At 41.5% G+C, this 26260-nt stretch carries 22 protein-coding genes; 11 read left to right on the forward strand and 11 right to left on the reverse strand.

Features of this window, described 5'->3' with window-relative positions; all coding sequences use genetic code 11:
• Positions 1-345: 345 nt before the first annotated feature.
• Positions 346-2094: an endonuclease gene (locus V7K45_RS07030; RefSeq protein ID WP_335001746.1), complete on the forward strand. Its 1749-nt coding sequence runs from the start codon at positions 346-348 to the stop codon at positions 2092-2094.
• Between the two features lie 202 nt (positions 2095-2296).
• On the opposite strand, the gene V7K45_RS07035 is transcribed toward V7K45_RS07030, so the two are convergent.
• Together V7K45_RS07035 and cobU are read right to left on the reverse strand one after the other, a co-directional pair.
• Positions 2297-2716: a hypothetical protein gene (locus tag V7K45_RS07035; RefSeq protein ID WP_335001748.1), complete on the reverse strand. Its 420-nt coding sequence runs from the start codon at positions 2714-2716 to the stop codon at positions 2297-2299.
• A 52-nt stretch (positions 2717-2768) separates the two neighbouring features.
• On the reverse strand, positions 2769-3344 hold the full coding sequence (gene cobU / locus V7K45_RS07040) for a bifunctional adenosylcobinamide kinase/adenosylcobinamide-phosphate guanylyltransferase (protein WP_335001750.1): 576 nt from the start codon (positions 3342-3344) through the stop codon (positions 2769-2771).
• 244 nt (positions 3345-3588) lie between these two features.
• Here cobU and V7K45_RS07045 point away from each other — a divergent pair, with 244 nt between their 5' ends.
• The 6 genes from V7K45_RS07045 (at position 3589) to V7K45_RS07070 (ending at position 10535) form a co-directional block, all read left to right on the forward strand.
• The gene (locus tag V7K45_RS07045; RefSeq protein WP_335001752.1) at positions 3589-4416 is read left to right on the forward strand and encodes a hypothetical protein; all 828 of its coding nucleotides are present in this window, start codon (positions 3589-3591) and stop codon (positions 4414-4416) included.
• Positions 4417-4598: 182 nt separating this feature from the next.
• On the forward strand, positions 4599-5531 hold the full coding sequence (locus V7K45_RS07050) for a glycosyltransferase (RefSeq protein WP_335001754.1): 933 nt from the start codon (positions 4599-4601) through the stop codon (positions 5529-5531).
• A 24-nt stretch (positions 5532-5555) separates the two neighbouring features.
• Positions 5556-6512 (forward strand): glycosyltransferase family 2 protein, encoded by a 957-nt coding sequence (locus V7K45_RS07055; RefSeq protein ID WP_335001756.1) that lies wholly within the window; start codon positions 5556-5558, stop codon positions 6510-6512.
• Between the two features lie 2 nt (positions 6513-6514).
• A complete protein-coding gene (gene hpsU, locus V7K45_RS07060) occupies positions 6515-7093 on the forward strand; it encodes a hormogonium polysaccharide biosynthesis acetyltransferase HpsU (protein WP_335001759.1) in 579 nt (192 codons plus the stop codon).
• A gap of 450 nt (positions 7094-7543) precedes the next feature.
• Positions 7544-9940, forward strand: coding sequence for a hybrid sensor histidine kinase/response regulator (locus tag V7K45_RS07065; RefSeq protein ID WP_335001761.1), 2397 nt, complete (start codon positions 7544-7546; stop codon positions 9938-9940).
• Between the two features lie 118 nt (positions 9941-10058).
• Positions 10059-10535, forward strand: a complete 477-nt coding sequence (locus tag V7K45_RS07070) for a hypothetical protein (protein ID WP_335001763.1) — start codon at positions 10059-10061, stop codon at positions 10533-10535.
• A gap of 36 nt (positions 10536-10571) precedes the next feature.
• Here the strand turns inward: V7K45_RS07070 and V7K45_RS07075 are convergent, their stop codons facing one another.
• The 3 genes from V7K45_RS07075 to V7K45_RS07085 all read right to left on the reverse strand — a co-directional run bounded on the left by V7K45_RS07075 (position 10572) and on the right by V7K45_RS07085 (position 12899).
• The gene (locus tag V7K45_RS07075) at positions 10572-10970 is read right to left on the reverse strand and encodes a nuclear transport factor 2 family protein (protein ID WP_335001765.1); all 399 of its coding nucleotides are present in this window, start codon (positions 10968-10970) and stop codon (positions 10572-10574) included.
• Positions 10971-11008: 38 nt separating this feature from the next.
• Positions 11009-12016, reverse strand: coding sequence for a zinc-binding dehydrogenase (locus tag V7K45_RS07080; RefSeq protein WP_335001767.1), 1008 nt, complete (start codon positions 12014-12016; stop codon positions 11009-11011).
• Between the two features lie 88 nt (positions 12017-12104).
• Positions 12105-12899: an aspartyl/asparaginyl beta-hydroxylase domain-containing protein gene (locus tag V7K45_RS07085; RefSeq protein ID WP_335001976.1), complete on the reverse strand. Its 795-nt coding sequence runs from the start codon at positions 12897-12899 to the stop codon at positions 12105-12107.
• 117 nt (positions 12900-13016) lie between these two features.
• On the opposite strand from V7K45_RS07085, the gene V7K45_RS07090 reads away from it, so the two are divergent.
• The gene (locus V7K45_RS07090) at positions 13017-14516 is read left to right on the forward strand and encodes an amidohydrolase family protein (RefSeq protein ID WP_335001769.1); all 1500 of its coding nucleotides are present in this window, start codon (positions 13017-13019) and stop codon (positions 14514-14516) included.
• Positions 14517-14520: 4 nt separating this feature from the next.
• On the opposite strand, the gene V7K45_RS07095 is transcribed toward V7K45_RS07090, so the two are convergent.
• The 4 genes from V7K45_RS07095 to V7K45_RS07110 form a co-directional block, all read right to left on the reverse strand.
• Positions 14521-15453: a DUF4437 domain-containing protein gene (locus tag V7K45_RS07095; protein ID WP_335001771.1), complete on the reverse strand. Its 933-nt coding sequence runs from the start codon at positions 15451-15453 to the stop codon at positions 14521-14523.
• Between the two features lie 63 nt (positions 15454-15516).
• Positions 15517-15816, reverse strand: a complete 300-nt coding sequence (locus V7K45_RS07100) for a protealysin inhibitor emfourin (protein ID WP_335001773.1) — start codon at positions 15814-15816, stop codon at positions 15517-15519.
• A gap of 131 nt (positions 15817-15947) precedes the next feature.
• Positions 15948-17027 carry a M4 family metallopeptidase gene (locus V7K45_RS07105; RefSeq protein WP_335001775.1) on the reverse strand — a complete coding sequence of 360 codons (1080 nt, stop codon included), beginning with the start codon at positions 17025-17027 and terminating at the stop codon, positions 15948-15950.
• 414 nt (positions 17028-17441) lie between these two features.
• Positions 17442-18158 (reverse strand): methyltransferase domain-containing protein, encoded by a 717-nt coding sequence (locus V7K45_RS07110; RefSeq protein ID WP_335001777.1) that lies wholly within the window; start codon positions 18156-18158, stop codon positions 17442-17444.
• 574 nt (positions 18159-18732) lie between these two features.
• Between V7K45_RS07110 and V7K45_RS07115 the strand changes: the two genes are divergently transcribed.
• Positions 18733-19935 (forward strand): HAMP domain-containing sensor histidine kinase, encoded by a 1203-nt coding sequence (locus tag V7K45_RS07115; protein WP_335001779.1) that lies wholly within the window; start codon positions 18733-18735, stop codon positions 19933-19935.
• A gap of 79 nt (positions 19936-20014) precedes the next feature.
• Here V7K45_RS07115 and V7K45_RS07120 read toward each other — a convergent pair whose 3' ends face one another.
• Positions 20015-22285 (reverse strand): RelA/SpoT family protein, encoded by a 2271-nt coding sequence (locus tag V7K45_RS07120; protein WP_335001781.1) that lies wholly within the window; start codon positions 22283-22285, stop codon positions 20015-20017.
• A gap of 371 nt (positions 22286-22656) precedes the next feature.
• On the opposite strand from V7K45_RS07120, the gene patD reads away from it, so the two are divergent.
• The gene (gene patD / locus V7K45_RS07125) at positions 22657-23010 is read left to right on the forward strand and encodes a heterocyst frequency control protein PatD (protein ID WP_335001783.1); all 354 of its coding nucleotides are present in this window, start codon (positions 22657-22659) and stop codon (positions 23008-23010) included.
• A 164-nt stretch (positions 23011-23174) separates the two neighbouring features.
• Here the strand turns inward: patD and V7K45_RS07130 are convergent, their stop codons facing one another.
• Positions 23175-23768 carry a TetR/AcrR family transcriptional regulator gene (locus V7K45_RS07130; RefSeq protein ID WP_335001785.1) on the reverse strand — a complete coding sequence of 198 codons (594 nt, stop codon included), beginning with the start codon at positions 23766-23768 and terminating at the stop codon, positions 23175-23177.
• Between the two features lie 278 nt (positions 23769-24046).
• Here V7K45_RS07130 and V7K45_RS07135 point away from each other — a divergent pair, with 278 nt between their 5' ends.
• A complete protein-coding gene (locus tag V7K45_RS07135; protein WP_335001787.1) occupies positions 24047-25636 on the forward strand; it encodes a DHA2 family efflux MFS transporter permease subunit in 1590 nt (529 codons plus the stop codon).
• The last annotated feature ends 624 nt before the right edge of the window (positions 25637-26260 follow it).

The raw sequence follows: 26260 nt of genomic DNA on the forward strand, positions 1-26260 counted from the left end.
TAGGACTCTCGCCAACTTTAATTAAATCCCATCCTAACTATCAAAACCTACGTTCTTACGGGGTTATTGCTGCCTAATTTTGTCCGCAGCATTGTAAATAAGAAGTTGATAAATATCAAATGATTGCTGTATTATTGGTTATGTTATGACTTCTTCTTGGGAATCGAAGTACATCTCTTAATACAAACATAAGCTTGCACTCAATACTTGATTTTGGACTGAAACAGATAGATTGTTTTTCTTAGTCAAATGGCTTTAGAAAAACTTGAATTTCTTTTCTTCTCATATCTTCGGAATAGCGCTCCAACTGAGTTAAGTCTCTATTTGCAATTAAGGAGAATGTTCATGAGTTCTTTCCGAAAAGTCTTGCAGGCACTGTGCTTTATCGTTTTTCTTGTATTCTCGCTTCCTTCAGGAATCGCTCATGGTGTACAAGTTACATCTTTGGTAGGAAGCCCTACGCAATTAACAATTACCACCTTTAACGTCGAAAACCTCGATCCTAAAAAGGAAAACGTCTCTAAGGTTGATCAAAGGTCGGCGAGAAACGTCGATGATGATGTAAAAAACGGTAAGTTTACAGGTTTGGCAAACCAAATTGTTACTAATCTTGAAGCACCAGACATTATTGCTTTGCAAGAAGTACAAGACAATGATGGAGCTGAGTTAAGTTCTGTAGTTGATGCTACTCTGACTGCTGACACTCTAATCAGTTCTATCCAATCTGTAGGAGGCCCAGCTTATGAATATCAAGAAATTCCTCCTCAGAACGGACTTGATGGAGGCCAACCAGGTGGCAATATTCGGGTAGGCTTTTTGTTCAATCCTCAACGAGTTGAGCTACAAAAGCTTGAACGCTTTGCGGACGATCCCGCTTTTTTAAACAGTCGCAAACCTTTAGTGGGTGAATTTATTTTCAACAATATTCCTATCACCCTGATAAACAATCACTTTGCGTCTAAAAGCGGAGGATCAGATTCCAACTCGAAACGGATAGAGCAGGCAACAATTGTTAACAAATTTGTCGAAAATCGCTTAACTACTGACCCAAATGCAAATATTGTCGTTCTTGGCGATCTAAACGATACTCCAGACTCCCAGCCGATCAAAATCCTTGAAGGAAATCAGCTGAACAATTTGGTAAACAAAATTCCTCAAGATGACCGCTTCTCTTATGTCTTTCGAGGGAATAAGGAACAAATTGACCAAATCCTGATTACCCCAAATTTGTTTAACAATGGAAATCCTGAGATCAATGCTGTTCACGTTAACGCAGGGATTTCTAAAGGAGTCAGCGATCACGACCCTGTAATTGCTCGATTTACTCTATCAGCGATTGGTGAGACTACTCCCATTCCATCAGTCCCAGTTACCAGTCCTGAACCACCAGTTACACTAGGCACAATTCTTTCTGGTGTTGCAGGAGACGATTTACTGGAAAAACTAGATAGCCTTTACTCCCCTCGTGCTAGCCTCGGATATGGTAGCGCTCGTGATTTGCTCTACACCAAAATAGATAACCAAGGCGGTATAGTAACAGACATCTACGCTGGTTACAGTGTTCCAATCGACCCAAATTCAGAGAAACCCAGAGATGAAGCTGCACAACGCAAAATCAATGCTGAACATGTCTGGCCGCAGAGTATGGGAGCTGAAGGCCCAGCAAAAAGCGATTTGCATAACCTCTTTTCTTCACGTGCAGAAATTAACAGCGATCGCGCAAACTTTCCATTTGGAGATATTCCTGATAATCAAACTACGTCTTGGTATCTCGATGATGATGAACTAAGTTTCAAACCGAGTCCGCAGGATATTGACAAATACAGTGAATTCAAACGGGGATTCTTTGAACCACGGGAGGCAAAGAAAGGAGATATTGCTCGCGTAATTTTCTATTTCCGCACAGTCTATCCAGAACTGGCGAATGCAAGCTTCTTTGAAGCACAAAAGGATACTCTCTGTAAGTGGCAAGCAGACGATCTAATTGATGCTGGTGAGGTAGCACGCAGTCATGCGATCGCTAAAACACCCCAAGGTAATGATAATCCCTTTGTGTTAGATTCTACCCTGCCACAACGAACCTACTGCAACTAAAAAATACAGAGGTCTTAACTCTATCCTGGTGGGAAGAGTTTTAGACCTCTGTTTTTGAGAAATTGAGCAGATAGGTTTTTCGACAGTGGTTGAAGTTGCGATTGGTTTGATAAGGAACTCCAAGAAATAAAGTATCCCGCTTGAAGTTCCTGAGTGTTAATTGTGGGATATTTTTTTATTTGGAAGTCCCATAGCAATTTTTTTATGTAATATTCTTTACAAGCCGATTGCAAATTGTTTGGAGTTGGTCTTGAGTTTTAATTGGCTCTCGCGGTGCTGGCAATTCAGTATTCGGCCAGTTAGGTAAATCATTGCAGGGACATAACAACGCCGGCATCCCGACGTTTCGCGCGGCTACTGGCATACTGCATCGGCTGCAAGGTAGCATATTCCATGCGGGCGTCAACAATTCAGCAATAGTTTCATGTGTACCCTCAAGGTAACAATCACCTGATTGCGGTGAAATAATTTTTTGCCAGCATTCTTCAAATTCTTGACTATAGCGATCGCCATTTAGCACCGATTGGGGCAAAAAGCTTGCCTCACCGTTGCCCGTAATCACTTTCTTACCTAACTGAAACCAGTAGGCAAGGTATTTTCTAACTTCTTGTTTGGTTGCCATATTACAATTCTAGATTTTAGATTTTAGATTTTGGATTAATTTGAATCAACAGTTAAGAATCTTGACTCCTGAATGTTCCAGCATCAGCTCTATTTGGCAATGGCGAACCAAGGATGCTGAGATTGAGAACATGGCCGCCAGTCACTAAATAAACAGCTTCGCTAAGTGTTGCTAGCTGGCGTACTAAAGAACCGAGGCGATCGCGGAACGCCCTCCCAAGTGGATAAGCTGGTATCACACCCCAACCCACCTCTTCTGCCACAAACAGCATATCAGCAGCAACCAATTCCACCGTCTCTAAAAACTCTGCAAGGGTATTTTCCCAGCTAGATTCATCCTGTTCTAGGAGATTGGCAACCCAAGTCCCTAAAGAATCAACTAAAAGACAAGTATAGGGTTTGGCATCAGCAAGGGTAGCAGACAGTTCCACAGGTACAGATAAAGTTACCCAGTCTTGGGGACGACGTTGTTGGTGTTCTAAAATGCGTTGGTGCCATTCTTCATCGTCTGGGTTATCGGTGGCTGTTGCTATATAAACAACTGCTTTTCCTGAATGCATAGCTAAAGTTTCTGCCCATTCGCTTTTACCAGATCGTGCTGGCCCTGTTACTAAGATGATTTTACCCAAAGTTTTTTACTGAGTATTTTAACAAAAGAGGCCGGAGGCAGTGTTTCGGCTACATACCCACGGTTACAATTGATCGCTACATTTTTTTACTTCATCGGTGAGATTTTTGGTTTCAAATAACTTTTAAGGGATAAAATTAGCACCAGCATCATTAGATGTTACAACTGGCAAAAGCCAAAAATCCCAACTACCCCATTCTTAATTATTCAATACTACTGGGGACAGCAAACTTTAGGATGTCTTTATGAACGCAGGCTTAAAACGCATTGAAGCAACTCTACACGATTTAGGGAATCGCGGCACTGCCTCTACTGCCGAAACAACTGATTCGACAACAAAACGGCCTTTCTCTTTTAGAATCAGCGTCGGAGCTAACGAACCTACAGAAAATACACAAATTCCATCCTCTGAGGATGGGGAAGTAAAGTCACAAGGACAAACAGTTGACTTAAATGTAAATACTAATAGCAATTATCCTTCTGACCAAAATTTCTTTCCTCACCATGAATCTGTGCAGACCTTTCAAGCAGAAGAGAATGGTAACAAAACACCCAGCTTACCCAAGTTGAAAACTCCGACCTTTAGTAGCCATCGCCACGGTGCGAATCCAGCATTGGCGATGAATCTATTGCAAGAAATTCAGGAAACTGTTGCTGGTTGGCAAACAGAATTGCAAAATATTTTGAAACAAATTCAGGATATTTACTTAGAAGGGCCAATTGTCAATGGCTGGTTAGAATCCAATCCCACCGAACCAGAACCAGGAGGAACTGCGACACTGCGTCATGCAGAAGTTGACCGCCTGATGAACTACGTAGAAGAAATTTGTGCTAATGGTGGAAAAGTATCTTATCAATCATCTATTACTGGCTATCGCCTCTGTGGCGTAGACGATGCTGGTAAAGTTTGGTCGCGTCCATGTCCACCGGATCAGGTTCCCAATGTTAGTATGGCGATCGCTCGTTACCAAAAGTTACGTCAACTGTTAGGGCGCAAGCAATCTTTGGAAACCCGCCTTAGTCAACTGGCGCAAACTCTTGTAGTTTTACACAGTCATATTCAACAAACGTAAAGTTTTAAAGATTATTTCCGAATAAACTCGGTTGGTAGGTCGGTAACTTTTGGTTTAGATTAACTCTCAGCAGTTATAGCGTTGGATTTAGATTTTAATCTAAAATCGTTCGACTGAGCGACTTGCCTTGAGCGGAGTCGAAAGGAGCCGAAGTCCCAAATCTCAAATCCAAAATTCAATCTATGCCAGACATCCAAATCTCTGCCATTATCTGTACTCACAATCGAGATACCTATTTAGGGGCTGCAATTGATAGTCTTTTAGAGCAAGATTTTGCTGCTGACTTTGAAATTGTGGTAGTTGATAATGGATCTAGCGATCGCACTCGTGAGGTTGTAGAAGAAAGGGCCCACAATCCGCGCCTGAAGTATGTTTTTGAACCCACCATTGGTTTATCTGTCGCCCGCAACACGGGTGCAAAGGTAGCCAGTGGTGATATTCTTGCTTATCTAGATGACGATGCCGTTGCCAGTCAGGGCTGGCTACAAGTTTTATATTCTGCCTATTACAATAATTCTAAGCTAGCGATCGCAGGTGGCAAAGTCACTCTCCTATGGCCCCCAGGAATTCAACAACCACGGTGGCTATCTCCGGGATTAGCTGCAAATTTGGGTGCATACGACTTAGGTGACAGTAATATCTACATTGAGCAACCTGGCTTAACACCCAGAGGCTTAAATTATTCCATCCGCCGCAGTTTCTTAGAAGAAATTGGCGGTTTCGATCCCCATCTCGGTCGAGTGGGTAAAAATTTATTATCTAACGAAGAACTGCAAATGACCGAATTCGCCCTACAGCGTGATTGGCAAGTTGCTTATCTTCCCGAAGCACTCGTCGCTCACAATGTAGCCCCAGAGCGCCTCCAACGCTCCTGGTTTTTAAACCGGGGCTGGTGGCAGGGTATCAGTGAATGCTATCGAGAACAACTCGCTGGTAAAGCTGGGATCGCTCAATTACAGCGAGGTAGCGAACGGTTTGTGCGAGGCTTGTATAAGGCTTTACAGTATTTCTCCGATCCAGCAGAACGGTTTGACAAACTGGTGTATGCTTACGGTCAGATTGGTTACTTAAATGCTGCTATTCAGGGTCTTTTATCTACATCAAATAAGAAATAACCAGTAACATAATTTTTACTCAATATGTCATCTAAAATACCAGTTTCAGTACTAATTCCGGCAAAAAACGAACAAGCTAACTTGCCTGCTTGCCTTACTAGCCTCAGCAGAGCAGATGAAATATTTGTAGTAGATTCTCAAAGTTCCGACAACAGTATTGAAATTGCTAAAAGTTACGGTGTAAATGTCGTACAATTCAACTTCAATGGACGCTGGCCTAAAAAGAAAAATTGGTCTTTAGATAATTTGCCTTTTCGTAATGAATGGGTGCTAATTGTAGATTGTGATGAGCGCATCACCCCCGAACTTTGGGAAGAAATTGAGCAAGCAATTCAAAATGATGAATATACAGGTTATTATCTCAACCGCCGCGTATTTTTCTTAGGAAAATGGATTCGTTATGGCGGTAAATATCCTGATTGGAATCTACGTTTATTTCAACATAAAAAAGGTCGCTACGAAAATCTCAATACAGAAGATATTCCTAATACTGGTGATAACGAAGTTCACGAACACGTGATTTTGCAAGGGAAAGTTGGGTATCTCAAAAATGATATGCTCCACGAAGACTTCCGCGACCTTTACCACTGGTTAGAACGCCACAACAGATATTCTAACTGGGAAGCCAGTGTTTATTTTAATATTCTTACAGGTAAAGATGATAGCGGTACTATCGGCGCAAATCTATTTGGTGATGCCGTACAACGCAAAAGATTTTTGAAAAAAGTTTGGGTACGCCTGCCATTTAAACCCGTTTTGCGATTTGTTTTATTCTATATAATTCAACGCGGTTTTTTAGATGGCAAAGCAGGATATATCTATGCACGTTTACTGAGTCAATATGAATATCAAATTGGCGTTAAACTTTACGAATTACGCAACTGTGGTGGTCACTTAAATACTGCAACTACGCCAAAAGAGGGAGCAGAGGAGCAGAAGAGTAGAGAAGCAGAAGCAAAGCTATTGACCATTGATTCCTGATAATGACTAATGACCCTTTCGTAGATTTACGCAAATATGACCAATCTTGGTTTGACCGGGGGCGTCCAAGTTGGTATGTTTTGTTATGGTGGTTTGTACAAGCGATCGCCTTTCCTCTAACTCCTCAACCGTTAAATATTCTACGTTGTGCTTTGCTACGATTATTTGGCGCTCGTATCGGCAAAGGTGTATTAATTCGACCCACAGCCCGCTTCACCTACCCCTGGAAAGTCACCATTGGCAACTACAGTTGGATTGGAGATAACGTAGTTTTATATAGCCTCGACCAGATCCATATCGGCGAACATTGCGTAATTTCTCAAAAAAGTTATCTGTGTACTGGTACTCACGATCTCCAAGATCCTGCCTTTGGGTTGAAAACAGCGAGTATTACCATTGAGAATGGTGCATGGGTAGCGGCAGATTGTTTTATTGGGCCAGGAGTGCAAATCGGGGCGAATGCTGTGATTGGCGCTCGGAGTAGTGTTTTTACTAATATGCCTTCTGGGCAGGTTTGTTGGGGAAGCCCCTGTCACCCCAAAACGGCTCGGATAAAACTCGATCCCTCCACAACCCCATAGATTTTTTATAGATAAACATATTAAGGGCGCGCAGCTAGCTGTGCGCCCTTAACTTTTCCATATATATCCATATATATGTATTTGTTTTTGGGAAGAGAATAAAAGTGCGATTATCTCTGAGGAACTAAACCCAACATTTCCGGGGCTTTGTTAAGTTGGGCTTTTCTTAACCCAACCGTATTGATACACACCCATTCTGTGGAAATAGTTTACTTTTAATTAAATCTTTTTAATTTCAAGTCCATAATTTGTACATATCTAAAAAAATTGGCAGAAAATATGATATACCAAATCAGCCAATAAATAGTCTAAATAGCAAAATTTTTTTGCCATTCCAACAAGTAGGCGATAAAGTGCCATCTGCCACAGATGTTCATCAACTTGCCAAAGATTTTATTTTAAAGGCAAATAAATTCGATAATTTTTAAAAAAATTTAATAAGAGGCAAGCATGAATTTTAATAAAAATGAAAAGCCTGTTGTTTTAATAGTCGATGATACTCCTGTTAATTTACAAGTATTATTTGACTTTTTAGAATATTACAGCTTTCAAGTTTTAGTATCTGAAGATGGTCAAAGTGCCATTCAGATGGCAGAATATACTTCACCTGATCTGATTTTACTAGATGTATTAATGCCGGGAATTGACGGTTTTGAAACTTGTAGACTTTTGAAAAAAAATCCAGCCACTCAAGATATTCCCGTGATATTTATAACTGCCATGAGTGACAAGGTAGATAAAGTCAAAGGTTTGAATCTTGGCGCAGTAGATTACATTACCAAACCTCTAGAATATCAAGAGGTTTTAGCTAGGGTAAATACCCATTTGCGTTTACGAAACCTCACAAAAAAACTCACAGAGCAAAATAAGCGTCTAGAGATCGAAATCTTGGAGCGCCAGCGGGTAGAGGAAAAACTACGATGTCATTCAGATGCATTAGATGAGTGGAACAATCGCTATCAAGCACTAATTCAAGCAAGTGGTCAGATTCTCTACGACTGGCACTTGCAGACCAATGAGATTAAATATGATGGCAGTGTAGAGCGAATATTAGGTTACTCTATGCCTGAGATGTTAGGAGGCTTGAACCGCTGGCTAGAATTGGTTCATCCTGACGATCGCAGCTTTTTTAATAAAGAGATTAACCGCGTTTTATCCACAAAAGAGCGATTCCACCTTGAATTTCGTGTATGTCGTAAAGATGGCACTTATATCACAGTTGAGGACAATGGGTATATCTTTTTAGACTCTACAGGCAAAGTTGCTCGAATGGCGGGCTTTCTAATTGATATTACCGAACAGCAAGCTGCGCTACGCGATCGCAAAGATGCAGAACAGAAAATCCGCGAGCAAGCTGCTTTACTTGACATCACCACAGACGCGATTATCGTTCAAAATTTGATTAACCAAATTCAATTTTGGAATAAAGGGGCTGAACATCTCTACGGTTGGATGGCAGAAGAAGTAGCGAGCAAGAATGCCAATCAGCTTTTTTATCGAAAGCAAAGTTTTTGCCAATTGAAAAACATCCAGGAAACTTTAGCTGAGAGTGGTTCGTGGCAAGGTGAGTTATATCAAGTTACAAAACAAGGCAAAGAAATCATCGTTGCTAGTCGCTGGACACTAGTAAATGACGATCGAGGGCAAGCCAAATCCATCCTAATTGTCAACTCTGACATCACAGAGAAAAAGCAACTTGAAGCCCAGTTTCTCCGGGACCAGCGCATGGAAAGTCTTGGCACCCTAGCAAGTGGCATCGCCCATGACCTCAACAATGCACTGACACCGATGATGATGACAGTACAACTTTTAGAGGCAAAGCTGCCGGATGAAAAAAGTCAGAAATGGCTCACAATTATGGAAACAAATATTAAACGTGCAGCAGATTTAGTTAAACAAGTGCTATGGTTTTCACGCGGATCTGTAGGTAACTTTAAAACCTTACAAATACGGAATTCAATTTTAGAAATCGAAAATATTATTAAGCAAACATTTTCCAGAGCTATTGAAATCCACATTGATGTTCCTGGGCAAAACCTGTGGGATGTCTTTGGTGATGCAACTCAGATACACCAAGTGCTGATGAACCTCTGCATTAATGCTCGTGATGCTATGCCTCATGGCGGTATCCTAAAGATTTCTGCAAAGAATTTCTGGGTTGATAGCCACTATGCCCGGATGAATATTGATGCTAAGGCGGGTTCTTATGTGATGATTAGCGTGCGTGATACAGGTACAGGAATTAAAAGAGAAATAATAGATAGAATTTTTGAGCCATTTTTCACAACAAAAGAAGTGGGTAAAGGCACAGGGCTTGGTCTTTCAACAGTCCTTGGCATTATCAAAAGCCACAATGGTTTTGTAAATGTAGTTAGTGAAGTGGGCAAAGGTACAGAGTTTCAAGTTTGCTTACCCGTAACGCAGACAATCGAAGCAGATAGTAAATTAGCTAGATATCAGGAATTACCAGCAGGGCATGGAGAATTAATTCTCGTTGTTGATGATGAAGATTCAATTCGAGAGGTTACTCAAACCTGGTTAGAACAAAATGCCTATAAAGTTTTAGTGGCTGGTGATGGTATTGATGCGATCGCACTATATACAAAACATCAACAAGAAATTAGTGTGGTGTTAGTTGATATGATGATGCCATGTATGGATGGGCCAACAACTATCAATGTATTGAAAAAAATTAATCCCGATATCAAAATTATTGGTGTTAGTGGATTAGCCTCCAATCATGAAATGATTAAAAACCTTGGTAATAGTGTTAAAACCCTTTTGTCCAAGCCCTACACCTCAAGCGACTTATTAATAAATTTACAGATGGTGATTAGCACAAAGTAGAGTTTGTCATTAGTCATTAGTCATTTGTCATTAGTGAATAAGCAATTTCCAATGCCCAAGCAAAATGGTCAGTAGCAGTGGTAATATGTTTTTATGGCTGCTCTAATCCTTGCTATTGATGAACAAACTATTGGATGAAACGCTGTCAATCAAAATTGCTGAACAGATAAACAGCAGAGCTAGCACTCCGTTTGATAATGCTTATAAAGCAGCATTATCTACTGAGGGAGCAAGGTATATTCAGGGATTTTTAGCTTTTGCGGGGAAGCCATATAGACCAATTGAACACAGTTGGATTGAGCTAGACGACGCCTCCGATGTCCGTATTATCGATCCCACGTTACCTCACCTAAACAAAAATCCCCAAGAAATCTGGTATTTTGCAGCACATAGTCTGACTGTTAAAAAACTGAAAGCCATCATTGAAGAATCAAAAGAAGATTATCCAGAAGACGATCCATTGCCAATTTATGGCGATCCACCTTATGAATATTACGGTGATGTAATGTTGGGTGGTCAAGACTATCTGGCAGCATATCAAGCCGCAGAGGCTAAGTGCAGAGAAATCAACGAACTCAACCCTGAGAGTAACTAATAAAAATCAATTAAATAATTCATAATTACGACTTATTTAATACGATTTACCATCGCTGCCAAAGTATTCCCTATAGCCACAAATTTTGTCTTCACGCACATCAAAAGAAACCGCTACCCGATTTCTGTAAGGCTGTCCGAATAAAAGGCCCTCGTCCCGAAACTCAAAGACAACAGTAGTTTCATTGCTGGTAACACGGTCTAAACCAGTCAGCTTCAACCCAGGACTAAAGGATTCAGAAACGTACTCGAAAAATTCTCTAGCTCGCTCTTTTCCCACGTTTAAACCGTGGAATTTCGCCATTGGAAACCAAAGGGTGAAATCTTCTGTGAGCATATCTAACAATGCTTCCCACTCTCCTGTTGCCATCCCATGTGTAAGATGCTCAAATGCCTGTTGAGCAACTTTTAAAGTATTTTCTGAATTTTGTGTCATTCTCACCCTTGATTGGATATCAACTAATACCGTGTTATTTAAAATCTCACAACTACTTTGCCACAATTCTGACCACTGAGGAGATATTCTACAGCTTCGGGAATTGATTCTATGCCGTTAAAGTGGCTGGGGTCAACGGAAACTTTGAGTTTGTCTGTGTAGAACAGGTTTAATAAGCGATCGCGTGCCTCTGCCATATATTCTTTATAATGAGGCATGAGAAAGCCTCTCACAGAAGCAGCTTTCCAAAATAGCTGGTGATAAAGACGTGGTTGTGTAATTTGTTCTACCTTTTTTGCGTATTCGGAGATAAAACCAACTACAACTAAGCGTCCCCGCACTGCCAAGTTTTCAACGCAGGTATCAAAAACCTTTTTACCTACACAGTCAAAAATTAAATTAATCCCATTAGGGTATTCTTGCTTGAGGACTTGATTGAGGTTTTCTGTGCGATAGTTGATAATGCGATCGCACCCTAATTCTCTGAGTAACTTTGCCTTCGCCTCAGAACTACAAGTACCAATGACATGATTCCCGGCTAACTTTGCCAATTGCACCGCAATATGACCGGTTCCTCCTGCTGCTGCTGTCACTAGAACCACTTCATCACTTTTCATCTCTCCCACTTGTTCCAATGCAACAAAAGCTGATACACCTGTAGGTATTAGTGTTAGCACCTCTGGCGTTGCTTCCCACACCTTTACTGCTAAGTTTGCATCGATAAGCTGATATTCTCGATAACCGCCACCACGCGCCGTAGTTATTACAGCATCATCTATTTGAAAATCTTTAACATTTTCACCTACAGCAACAACTTTTCCTACTGCTTCCACACCCAAATCAAAGGGAGGAATCAAGTTAATATATGGAACATCACCACGACACAGTAAGGTGTCAAAGCCACCGTTAACGCCAGCAAATTTGTTTTGAATTAAAAGTTCACTAGACGCAGGTTTAGAAATAGGAACTTCCACAAGTTCAATAGCAGATTTAAAATCTTGATTAAGTTGCTTTGCTATTAACTTTTTGTAAAATTTTGCGTTCATTTACCTATATTAATTTAAAAAATATAAATGTAGGGTGCATTAGCTGAAAGCATAATGCACCATCAACAATCTATGCATTACACTAAGCTTATAAAGCTTTATCCCACTCTAATTGATGAGCTAAACCATACTTGATAAAATCTTCTTCTTTAGCTTTATCGCTTTTACCAAAAACACCTAAGCTGTAAGGATTATCTTGCATCCGTTGTGTAACTTGCTCTTTCTCAAATCGGATAACTTCATCTCTAGGTTTATCCGGTTTAAAAAAGTCTACAACCAAGACAGTTCTATCATAATTAGTGTAATTATGTGGACAATGTGGATAACTATGATCTAAAACTAGGAATTTTCCTTCATGCCAATAAAGTTGATCGTGGCATATTTTCATAGCCACATCTCCCTCTGGCACGATTAATCCTAAATAGCCACGATTCATGTGAGGATTATAGTTTACATGCAGTTTGATATCCAAGCCTGGATGGAATGTTCCAAAATACACATTTCTGATGATTCCATCATCGCTAAAATTAACTTTTTCTATTACTTTAGCCAAATTTGGGAAATATTTTTCTCTTAATATAAGTGCTTTTTGTGATGCATCATCTGGGCCATAATCAGGATATTGTATTTGATGCGCCTGAATATATTTATCAATAAACATACCTTGAAATAAAATCCCAAAAGCACTGTATTTTGAATCACCTTTGGTTTTAATTGTTTGACTTTTAGGGCCCAAAATATCATAAGTTAACTTTAACTCGTCATCAGATGCATTCTTAATAAAACGTGTAAACTCATCTCTGATCGCTTGCCAGTTATCTTCAAAACTTTTGAGGAAAGTAAATTTTTTGGGGTCTATATGATACTCATTAAAACTTTCCATTGTCTTTGCTCCTGAAGATGATTTCATAAAAAACCGTTATATAATGATGGGATTTGGTCTTCATCCCGATTCGATGTTGGAATTCCTGACTAAACTCATTTTAGTGTGAGGTCTACTGTGTCTGAAACTCCCGTATTAGATAAAATTATCAAAAATGTGCGGGTAGTTCGTCCCCATCAGGATGCAATTGAACTACTTGATTTAGGCATTAAGGATGGAAAATTTGCTCAGATTGCCCCTAATATTAGCCCAGACACAGGTAAAGAGGTTTTTGATGGCAAAAACCTGCTAGGCTTTCCTGGGGTCGTGGATGCCCACATGCACATCGGTATCTATCAACCTCTGGACAAAGATGCTGTAACTGAAACCAAAGCAGCCGCAATGGGAGGCGTGACTACCAGCTTAAATTACATCCGTACAGGGCAGTATTATCTTAACAAAGGTGGCTCCTACCGCGATTTTTTTCCAGAGGTATTAGCGTTATCGGCGGGTAATTTTTTTGTAGATTACAGCTATCACATCGCACCTATAGCTAGCCAGCATATTGACGAAATACCTTTTTTGTTTGAAGAACACGGTATCTCTTCGTTTAAAATCTTCATGTTTTATGGCGGTTATGGGTTGCATGGTTTGTCAGACCAGCAAAACCTCTTTTTGATGATTAATAAAGAGGAACGGTACGATTTCGCCCATTTTGAATTTATTATGCGTGGTTTAACTCGCTTGATGGAAAAGCATCCAGAAGCGCGAGATACTATCAGCTTGAGTTTGCACTGCGAAGTTGCAGAAATTCTCAACGCCTACACCAAAATAGTTGAAAACGATTCTAGTCTTAGTGGATTACACGCTTATAGTGCAGCGCGTCCACCTCATTCTGAAGGTTTAGCAATTTGTATTGCTTCTTATTTAGCTCATGAGACAAACTGTGCAAATATCAATTTGTTACACCTGAGTTCGCGCAAAGCAATGGAAGCAGCTTTGACTATGCAAACTGCTTTTCCTCATATCAACTTTCGGCGAGAAGTTACTATCGGACATTTGTTATTAGATGTCGATACTCCCAATACAACTTGGGCAAAAGTCAACCCTCCTATTCGTCCCCGTGCCGATGTGGAATACTTATGGCAAGCAGTACTCAACAATCAAGTAGATTGGATAGTTAGCGACCACGCTTGCTGTTCTGCTGAACAAAAAAGAAGTGCTAAACACCCGAATAATATTTGGTTAGCAAAGTCTGGTTTTGGCGGTACAGAATATTTACTTTCTGGTGTATTTAGTGAAGGTAGTAAGCGGGGGATGTCCTACAATCACATGGCTAAATTGCTATCTTGGAACCCATCGCGGCGCTTTGGTTTGTTAGAAAAAGGCGATATTGCCATTGGTTATAATGCTGATTTGGTGCTATTAGACCCTAATGAAACCTTTGTGGTACGTGCTGCTGAGTCGGAGTCGCAGCAAGGTTACACACCTTTTGAAGGAGTGGAGTTAACTGGAAGGGTAAAAAGTACGTTTTTGCGTGGAAATCTTATTTACAACAATGGAGAGGTTATAGGTTCACCTATTGGGCGTTATTTAAAAAGACTTTCTAGTAATCCACATGGAAACCTTACTGCTTAAAAACCTATGTGTCTTGAGGTGCGTATGACAAGACTGTTGCAACTTGTGATAAATCTCTATCAACTCGAATAAAGAATAAGCAACCATCATCTGTTCTGTGCCAAGGAGAGGTGGTAAAAGTGGGGACATAGCCAAAGTAATCCTTTAGAAATCGGTAGTCTCCAATATCACAGTATCCAGCTAGGCAATAGCCCTCCTCGTTATAACATTGAATCATTGGGGACTTGCCATCATAATGTGGCAAAATAGCAAGCAGCCAGACTCCACCCCCGTTACTATCCTTCCTTAGCCACTTCTTATTTGCTTGCACAAATTGAACTGTTTCTGTATTGCCCCACGGTAGCAATTTGCTATCCAATGTTGGGATAAAGCCACTTAACCTAGCATCTGGATGATTATTTAGTGCATATTTATACTTGAGAAAGCCGTTTTCCATCCAGAGGATTTCCGCTTCCTCATCACCTAGCACTTTCCAAGGGCCTACTCTTACTCCTGCGGGAATAAAGGAGTAGCCATGCTTGCTTAACTGCCACTCTCCCACTTGGATTGCGCCCCTAAGTACGAAAATCTCCAAATCAGAAGTAAAGAAGCCAGACGGTGCTTCAAACTGCCGTGGTATTACAACTCTTGAGGTTGATGCACCATTGTCATGCCAAGTAAGTAATCGACGGCTTCCAGCTACTACATTCTCTGGCATTCCACTGACGCGCCACGCGTGTTCTTCTGGTACAGCATTTGTATCAAAGTACTGGTGCTGGCGGGGTACATACTCTTTCGAGATTGCTGTACGCCTTCCCGATAAATTCATGCGCCCTCTGCCGTCTCCACCCCAATCCTCTTTTACAGAGGCTACGTGCAAAAAATCATCAGTTTGGTTTTCTTCTGCGGAATTAAAATTTATATTTTCTTCGCCCACGACTTTACATTCTCCTGGCATATTCAATTTTAGATGGCGTTGACTGGAATTTTTATCTAAAAATTTAATTGCTAATTCAGGAAATTACCTTTTTTGTGCTATGTTTTGCAACCATTCAATCAACGGTCTTAAAGTTCCTGGCAATGCTGCTTCACTGACAGTCACCGTATGCTGCTTGCCGTTATCTTCTACTGTTAACTTATATTGAAAGCGATCGCTCTGAGGATTTGGCGAGGTAATCTGTTCAGGTAGCCTAAATAAATCAGCAACTTCCACCAGTCGCACAAGGGTGCTGGCTTCATTTGGCGGGAGAGTATCTGTATCAACGCTTGTTTTCTTAGTAATCCCAGCAAAGCCACCCGTGCGTTCAAAGGATATTCGCATTTTTTTGCTCTCCGTTGTGCTACTTAGTTGGGAGAAATACAAATACTGGGAGATGATAGTTTTCAACTCCCAGTTTAGCAATAACAAATAGTACATCTAAAAGTTAGAAGTTAAGAAAAAACTCCTAACTCCTAAATAACTCCTACCTTTTTCCAAGCGTTCTGTACAGCTTTTTGCTCATCACTGTCATTACCATAGAGTTCGCCAGCAACTTGAATGGTAACGTTGGCAGCTTTTTTAAAATCTGCTTTGGCATTCAAGCGATCGCGTAAAGCTATGTACCATATTTTGCCAGCTTTTTCCCAGGCATAGCCACCAATCTCAACAGCCGCTAGATAAAAGGCATAGTTAGGGATTCCTGAGTTGATATGCACCCCGCCGTTATCATCAGTACCTGTATATTTATCTTTTATATGGGCTGGTTGGGGATCTTTACCCAATACCGAATCATCATAAGCTGTTCCTGGTGCTTTCATTGAGCGGAGGGCAGTACCTTTGACAGTTGGGACTAAAAGACCTTCACCAATCAGCCAATCTGCCTCTTGTGCAGTCTGATTTTTGGTCTTTTGTTTCACCAAGGAACCAAAGACATCAGAAAACGATTCATTTAGTGCCCCAGGTTCGCCATAATACTGCAAACCTGCTTCATACTGAGTTATCCCATGAGCTAACTCATGCCCAATCACATCAATTGACTTCGTAAAACGTTGAAACAGTTCTCCGTCGCCATCACCATAAACCATTTGGTCGCCGTTCCAAAAGGCGTTGTCATATTTGACGCCATAATGCACGGTGGAGTCTAAACGTAGTCCTTTGTCGTCAATGGAATTGCGATCGAATATTTCATGAAATAAGTCATAAGTAGCACCAGCAGCATCGTAAGCTTCATTCACTGCTGCATCACTGCTTGGTGGATCTCCTTCACCACGCACTAGTGTACCAGGAAGTTGCTGACCATATTTTGCATCGTAAATGGTGCGGCGCTTTTCACCCGGAGAAGGCGCAAACGAGATATTACCTACGACGTTTCTTCGTCCCAAAAATTGCGCCGAAATATTTAATGTATGAAAAGCCCAAGTACGTTGCTGGGGATTGCCATTCACCACGACATTTTTAAGTATATGCGGTGGGACAATACAACAAATAGGGCATCTAGAGTCAAGTGAATGCTCATATTTGAACCCGGCTGATTTCTTTTTATTTCGAGCCATCCAAGATATTCTCCTTTTGAAACTAAGTGATGGCAAACAGTGGCTTTAACTCCACTTTTGAAACGAGCAGAAAAACGAATCTAAATTGCGTGTCCCTGGTTTCTTTATGAATAAAATTTTCTACTCTGTATTTTCGGATAGGTCTGTGGAGGATTGATAGTACCCTCACGGGTACTTCTGATGGGTAAATATTGCATAACAACATAAAGCTAGCTTAATTAACGCAAATTTCAGCCAAAAAGCTTACGTGAGTTAGCAAGACCTCCTTTACAGACCTAATGCGTTTATATATTAGTTCCGATCGAGAGAAATAATGTTATTTATTGCTGTTTTGTTACTATCAAGCTGTTAATGCTATAAATACCCATGAGAGACAGGTGAATTCCAAATCTAGACATCCAAAACCTTAAATTTTCACAACCACCCACCAAATACCGCCAGACCGTAATATTTCCAAGGTACTGCAACTGTCTTAAATCCAGCTTTGCTCAACATTTGTAAATGAGCATCCAAGGTAGCTAGCTGGTCCTGACTGGAGTAACCTTGGGTAGTGCTAGAGCCACGTTTAGCGCGAATTTCTGTTAAACTAATTCCCTGTTGAAGTGACCATTCCTCTCGTGCGGCTTTGTAAACTTCTGCTAAGGCTGGCGATTCTGGTAAAGTAGGGTCTGCATTCCAAAAACAGCCGTCTTGAGTCAGACTAGCAGCAATTTGCTCAAATAACTTCAATTTCATCTCATCTTGGAGATGGTGAATTGCCAATGATGAAACACAAGCATCAAATTCGCTACCAATATCCAAGTTCTCTGGATTATTTGCCCAGTCGCCAAAGTCTGCTTGTATGCCAGTCCAGCGTTGTTGATATCCAACTGCTGTGATTTTATCTTGGGCAAATTGCAGCATTCGAGGTGAGTAATCTAGGGCAATTACTTGGGCATTTGGAAAGCGGTTGAGTATCTTGAGACTAAGTTCGCCTGTACCACAGCCTAATTCTAAAATACGCTGACTTGTGGGATTTAGACAACGAGCAATTACCTCTAACATCTCATCGTATCGCGGTAATAGTTGGCGAATACCAGTGTCAAAATCAGCAGTGTTAACGAATACCTCTCCGGGAAATACATTTTGCATGGGAGTTGAAACTTATAGGTACAATAATCAATATTAATCATTCATCATTACACGCAAAGCATCTTTAATAGTGCTATCTGGATAAACAAGTTTGCCGCTAGGTATTTTATAATCTGCTCAATTTAGCTGCTACATCACGTATAGGAATCCGGTTTGATTACTGAAATCACTTGCGTAGGTAGGCAATAGGCAATAGGCAAGAGGCAAGAGGATTTCAGAAGATTAAGGTGTACCGAATTTTTTTCACGCAATCAAATATGAGTCCTATATATAACCTCAGTTTAAATACAAATAAAAATCCAATTTGTTTTAGGAAGTGTGTAAAAACTAAGAGACGCGATTAATTGCTTCTGTACAAAAAATATCTATATAAATCAAATCACAATTTTAGTGATGTTGAGTTGTAGTATTATGTCTGTCACACAACCCGTTTTGTAAAGCGATCGCTCTTGCATTGATGGTGAAAAATGCCCTCTTTTCACTAATTTATATCTTATGCTAGGTGCGAACTAACATCAAACGTACTAACCTACCTCTAGTGGAAGAGGCTTCGCTGTGTTTGGTTGAGCAAAAGATGGATTTTAGTCAGACTCTAATTGCAAAAAGTGATGCCATTCTCGATCAATGGGTAGAAGCAGTTTACCAGGATCAACAAATTGAAGCTACTAATGAACTTACTTTCAAAGCTGTACGGGATAGCTTACCCCGCGTTTTAAAAGCATTAGCAACAGTACTTTCTGAATCGGAAACGAGCGATTTGCAAACAGTTGTAGATGCAAGTTTAGAACACGGCACACTTCGCGCCCAACAAGGATTTGAACCAGCAGAAATTGCACGAGAGTATCGGTTACTGCGGTTTGTGATTTTTTCCTTTTTAGAAGAAGATTTATTACAGGGATCGGCACAAGATGTGCTGAGGGCTGTTCGTCTGATTGATACAGTAATTGATGAAGCGATCGCTCGTTGCTTTAATAGTTATACTCAAGGACGATTACAAGAGCTTAAACAACTCCAAAGTCAGTTGCGGTTGACTAACCAAGAACTAACTCGTTTGGTTCGCGCTAATAAAGATAGTCTCTCTCATTTGGCTCATGAACTGAAAACGCCCCTGACTTCAATCATCGGTTACGCAGACTTATTTCTGCGCCAGCAGCGTCAACAATCAGAACTCAAAGATAGCTATGCAAATCTTGAAAGTATTGAGCGAGTTCTCAAGAGTGGTAGACTTCTTGTGCGGTTAATTAACGATACTCTGGAAATTTCGCGCTATGATGCCGGACAGATGAAATTGCAGCCTACTTTAACCGATGTGCGTAGTTTAATCAACTTTGTTTTAGAGATGGTTGAGCCATTAGCGCGTACTAAAGAATTATCCTTGGTTGTTGAATGCGAACGCGCTCCAAGTCAAGTTACCACAGATCCTCTTCGGCTTCAGCAAATTCTGACAAATCTGCTGAGTAACGCTATTCGCTACACAGAATCTGGTTCAATTCATTTGGAGTGCTGGACGGTATCTCAACAGCAGTGGGCTATCTCTGTTACTGATAGTGGTATTGGTATTTCTGCTGATGCTCAAGCACAAATTTTCAATCCCTATTTTCGGGAAGTAACTGCTCCCCAAGTCCGAAGTTCTGATGGTACAGGATTAGGTTTAGCAATAGTCTCGCGATTGGTTCAGTTAATGGATGGTGAAATTAAAGTAGATTCACAGCTAGGAAAAGGATCTACATTTACTGTAATTTTGCCATTAGAAGCGCTCACCTATAACCACGGCTGACTATTTCAGCGAAATTTGAAAGTGAAATCGCAACTTAAACTGGTGCGTTAACGCAGTGTAACGCACCTAACTGGCGCATCTACTCGTCAATTTGACCGACGCGGCGAATATTCAAAATGTCGCTCATTTTCTTAATTTGGACGAAGACTTGCTCTAGTTGAGAGCGATCGCGTATATCTATTCCTAAGTCGATCAATGCTGGTTGGCCAGTAGAGGTTTTTACCTGGGCATGACGGACATTGATCCCTTGATCGCTTAACCGTGACAAAATATCCTTTAGCACTCCTACGCGATCCAGAGCTTCAATTTGAACATCTACTGGGTACGTGTGCGGACGACCACTATTTTCGGCGGCTGGGTTCCATCTAACTGGTACTAAGCGTTCATACTCCACAGTCTCCAGATTATGGCAGCCTTGGCGATGAATTGAAATCCCCCTACCTCGCGTTACCACACCAATAATTGGTTCGCCAGGAATCGGGGTACAACACCCAGCTAAATAATATACCAAACCTTCCACCCCAAATATTGGCGAATCAGTGGAACGTGAGGTAGTTGGAGGTGCATCTCGCAAAGCTTTTGATGTCGCTGGTTCTCTGGGAATAAATGGCGACACAGTGGCAACTGGTTGTTGTCCCTTCGCTACTTCTCGCCAGCGATTTAGCACTAGGTTCAACGTAATTTCTCCGTAACCCAAACCGGCGAGTAAATCTTCCACGCTGTGGTAGTTACACTTTTCGGCGACAATCTGCATCGCATCCGACTTCAGCAAACTATCAAAACCAGTTTTACCAAGTTCTTTTTCTAACAACTCCCGTCCACGGGCGACATTTTCTTCCCGGCGCGATCGCTTGTACCATTGTTTTATGCGATATTTCGCCGCCGAAGTTCTGACAAAGTTCAACCAATCTAAACTCGGATGGCAGTTCTTTTGGGTGAGAACTTCTACAATATCGCCATTGTGCAGCCGCGTTGACAGTGGCACCATTCGCCCATTCACCCGCGCCCCCGAACAGTGGTTTCCCACTTCTGTATGAATGCGATAAGCAAAATCTACAGTGGTAGCACCAGGACTTAAAGGAACAACATCCCCCTTAGGGGTGAAGACATAGACATCATCTTCAAATAGATTATCTTTGACGCTATCAAGATATTCTTGGGCATCCTTAAGATCGGTTTGCCATTCCAGCAGTTGCCGCAGCCAAGTAAACTTGTCATCTGTGCCTGTCAAATGGCTAATGCTAGAACCACCTGTTTCTTTATACTTCCAATGGGCGGCAATCCCATACTCGGCGATATGATGCATTTCGATTGTCCGAATTTGCACCTCTAAAGGACGGCCAGTTAATCCAATCACCCCAGTATGCAACGACTGGTAACGGTTAGGCTTTGGCAGTCCAATGTAGTCTTTAAATCTCCCAGGAATTGGGCGAAAAGCATCATGAACCACCGCCAACGCCCGATAGCATTCTTCATTGGTTTGAACAATTATTCGCAGCGCCGCCAAATCGTAAATTTCATGAAATTCCTTTTGCTGGCGGTGCATTTTTTGGTAAATGCTATAAAGGTGCTTGGGGCGACCGCTAATCTCCTGAAAGTGGATTCCGGCTTGCTGCAAACGCTCTTGCAACATATTCGTAGCTCTAGCCAATTTCTCTTCTCGCGCCGTCCGTTTTTCAGAAACATGCTCTTGCATTTGGCGGTAAGCTTCCGGTTCCAAATACTTGAAAGCCAAATCTTCCAGTTCCCATTTAATTCGCCAAATTCCCAAGCGATTGGCTAAGGGTGCGAATATATCTCGCGTTTCCTGGGCACTGCGGCGGCGGCTGGCCTCTGACATATATTGTAAAGTTCGCATATTATGCAAACGATCTGCCAATTTCACCACAATTACCCGAATATCTTGCGCCATTGCCAAAAACATCCGCCGGAAGTTTTCGGCTTGGCTTTCGGTTTTGCTGGTGAAATTGATTTTAGAAAGCTTGGTGACACCTTCAACCAATTGCCGCACTTCAGCGCCAAAGCGTTCTTCTATTTCTTGACTTGTAACTTCTGTATCTTCAACGACATCATGGAGAAATCCAGCTGCTATCATAGCAGCACTGCCTCCCAAGTCACGCAACAATTCAGCCACAGCAATGGGGTGGGCGATGTATGGTTCTCCCGATTTGCGGTATTGACCTTCATGCAGTTGGTAAGCAAATTCAAATGCTCGACCAATTAAGACGGCATCATTATGCCTTCGGTCATCTTCCCCTGCGCCGCTAGTTGTCGATGACTCCTTCAAACATTTTTTTAACCATTCGGGAATGGCAAGGTCAACTGATGAATTTATCGCTATACTGCTCATACAATTTGGGTTTGAATGGATCGGTAGATAAGTGAATGATAAATAAAACTAGCAGCATCGCCCTGAAAAGATGCTGTTGCCCAAAAAAGGGTGGAAAAAGCAGTGTAAGAATGATTCTCCAATTGCAATAGCGCAGTGTAAAGTCTTTGGTATAGCAACTCTTAGAGAGGCTGCGCCAAAGCGTAGAGCGACGCAGGAGCGTTTGGTAGTCATCCAGTTTGAGTTTCAAGGATCGTTAAAGAAAGAAAATCCATTGATGGCAAACAAAGCCCCAAATCGAGATTTGAGGCTTTTAGTGCTGATAAGTCTTTAAGAAAGTTTATTGTAGAAGAAAAATAACTTGACATTAATACTATCTTAACTAGCACTGGATGTCTTTAAACCCTGAGAAATATCTGGCATTCGTAACTTTGATAGAGCAATTACGCTCCGATGCCACAACTACCCAAATCGTTGCGTCAGAACTGCGGCAGCGTGTAGCCACGTTGCAGCAATTTTTTGGGCAACAGATTGTGCCTTTGGCTGATGAAAACTGGCGAGTGCAGTCTTATCAAACGGAGATGAGCAAGCAATTGCGCCTGTTGGAAATAGATGTGATGTTTTTCCAAGGAGCGCGGCAAGCATCTACTGTACAAACGAGACTTCAAACGATTAGCGATCGCTTGACAACCCTCATTCAATATTGTGATGCCATTCTGCAACCAGAAGCGGAGGGAGAAAAATAACAATTGTTCACCTTTTTCTCTAATTTCTCCATCATCTCATTTATGACCTATGATGGAAAGTTATTTTGCTAACAAGTTGGAATTGGGGAATGGGGAATGGGGAATGGGGAAAGGTTAAATTTATCCCTTTACCCTTTAACCTTTTTCCCTGTCCCTCACCTCCCCTACTCCCTACTCCCTACTCCCTTCATCAGAAGATTCATAGTGCGGCGCATGTATGCTTCTACTGGCTCGGTTGTGGGTTTGAAGATTAGTGCATAATATAATGAACCGCTTACAAGGTCGATAATTAAGTCTACGTCTGCGTCCTTGTGAATTTCGCCTCTGGACTTGGCACGCTCAAGTATTTTAGAAAAGGCTTCACGTCGAAGTTTTGTATATTTTGTCCAATAGACCTCGGCAAATTGAGGATTGCTAGACGCTGTACTAACTATAAGTGCAAGTGTCTGACGACCAAGGGGACTATCTATTTTTTTGGCGGCATTCTTAATCAAGATGTCCATGTCTCCCCAAAAGCTGCCGGTATTGGGGATCGCTAAATCATCTCTCAAACTTTCTATCGCGTCTGCAACTAGTTCTTCTTTGGAAGTGTAACGCCGATAGATAGTTGTTTTACCAACTCCAGCACGAGAAGCGATCGCTTCTATACTCATACTTTCATATCCTACCTCTGCAAGCAGATCCAAAGTTGCTTGCAGAATCGCTTGGTCGGCGTGGATGCTGCGTGGGCGTCCAGAGGTGCTGTTGTGCTTACTCATAAAAATATCATCCCCAAGCAATATCTTCTTGGCCATTTGCTTCTACTTTTGGGCATAGAACATCGCTTCTGGGAAAGGAAATAAGCCTCATAACCCAATTCTCATGCACTAAAACAGCAGCAATGACTATCCATCTTTAGCATAGGTATTTCTGCTGCTTTTCAGGAAAAACTCTCTTGACCGTTTTTATATGATACGCTACCGTAGCGTATATATACAATACTTAATTTTAGCTTTGGCATTGCTTGACATCTCCCAAATATTATTTGTGCTAAATAATGGCTACCAACATTAAAGGTTCTAGTATTGACCAATTTGGTTATGTCCACGGCCCATTGAAATGGGCGATCGCATTTACGGCTTCTCTGGGTGCGATACTAGAAGTAATTGATACTAGTATTGTTAACGTCGCTCTCACTGATATCCAAGCTACCTTGGGTGCAACTGTCAGTGAGGTGGGTTGGGTAGTTAGCGGATATGCGATCGCTAACGTCGTCTTAATTCCCTTATCTGCATGGTTGGGAGACTACTTTGGACGTAAAACCTACTTTATCTTCTCGCTAGTTGGTTTTACGATTTCCTCTGTTTTATGTGGGCTGTCCTTCAATCTACCGATGTTGATTGCGGCTCGAATTCTCCAAGGTTTATGCGGTGGCGGATTGCTAGCGAAAGCCCAAGCGATTTTGTTCGAGACTTTTCCCCCAGCTGAACAAGGTTTGGCCCAAGCAGTTTTTGGCGTGGGTGTAATTGCTGGCCCAGCAATTGGCCCAACCTTAGGAGGATTCTTAGTAGATGGTTTAGGCTGGCGCTGGATTTTCTTTGTCAACATTCCCTTCGGGATCGTCGCAGTCGCGATGTCTTTGGCGTTTTTGCCAAAAAATAAGGATAAGAGCGATACAAAGAACCAAGCTGTTGATTGGTGGGGAATTGGCTTTTTAATCGTGGCTGTGGGTAGCATACAAACTGTATTAGAAGAAGGGGAAACAGACGACTGGTTTTCCTCTAGTTTCATCGTCTCTTTGACTATCCTCGGTATTATCGGCCTGGGGTTGTTTATTTGGCGAGAACTGAAAACAGATCACCCGGCTGTGGATTTGAGAGTTTTGCGTCACCGTTCTTTAGCTGCGGGAAGCGTTCTTTCAGCAGTGGTGGGTATGGGGCTTTATGGCGCACTGTTTGCTGTACCGATATTTGCTCAGAGCGTGCTGCAATTTACGGCAACACAAACAGGACTATTATTAGCACCTGGGGCTTTAGCGTCTGCGATCGGTATGATTTTATTAGGCAAACTGACTAGTATAGTTGATGCCCGATTTTTAATTGCGATCGGCGCTGTCGGCTCATCTGGAGTCATGTTTCAATTAGCAGCAATTACCCCACAAAGCGGCACAGACGATTTATTTTGGCCATTAGTATGGCGCGGAGCTTTTACTGTATTTATGTTTCTCCCTTTGAGTTTGGCAGTTTTAGGCCCGCTACCCAAAAAAGATATTTCTGCTGGTTCTGGTTTCTACAACCTGACTCGACAACTAGGTGGTAGTATTGGCATTGCCCTACTTACTACCCTGCTTGACCAAAGACAGACTTTTCATCGAGCTATTCTGTTAGCAAAACTTAGCCCTTATGACCCAGAAACCAATCAACGTCTCGACTTGCTCAATGGGGCACTTCAAAGCCAAGGCATGGATGCGGCAACAGCGCAACAACAAGCACTAGCTTTATTAAGTCAAACAGTAGATATTCAAGCTGCTGTTTTGTCTTACGCAGATTGCTTTCGAGTCGTAGGCATAGGATTTCTTTGCTCATTACCCTTATTATTATTCCTGGGTAAAGGTGGTGCAGGAGTGAAAGCGCCAGTCGCTCACTAGGTTAAAGGAAATAGCGATCGCATCCCTATTCTAAATTTTCTGATGGCAAAACTGCGTAAAAACACGGCTTCAGAATTATTCTTTAGCGAAAGTCACAGCAGAAGGTCAATACGCACGGATTGATTTGGGTGAAAAAAATAAAAGTCCCACTCAGTTTTGAGCGGGACTATATGAAGTCTTATTGCTAAAATGAGAAATCTTAATCTTAGAAAAAGTTCATTATTGTAATAACGCCAATGCTGGTTAACATCATTAAAGCACCCATAATTATAGATTGGCCTAATGGGTTGCTAAATTTTGCATTGTTCATTTAAGTAAAATCCCTTTTATTAATAGTTCCTTAACCATATCAAAATCCGTATAAATATCTATAAAAGTGCTGTAAAACTTAAATTACTGTAACATTTCTTAGTAAATAATTTATTTTTGCTGATGTGACAATTTTTACTGGGCATTGGGCATTAGGAGTGCTGAGTGCTGAGTTAGGAGTTAGGAGTTAAGAGTTAGGAGTTTTGTTTATCTTCTTGTCCCCTTGTCCCCTCATCTCCCTGCTCCCCTGCTTCGTCCCCATTCCCCATTTCTAAAATGTAGTAATTTCCACACAAAATAATTACCTTATCTCCG

It is taken from the genome of Nostoc sp. (genome assembly GCF_036917375.1).
Lineage (GTDB): Bacteria > Cyanobacteriota > Cyanobacteriia > Cyanobacteriales > Nostocaceae > Nostoc.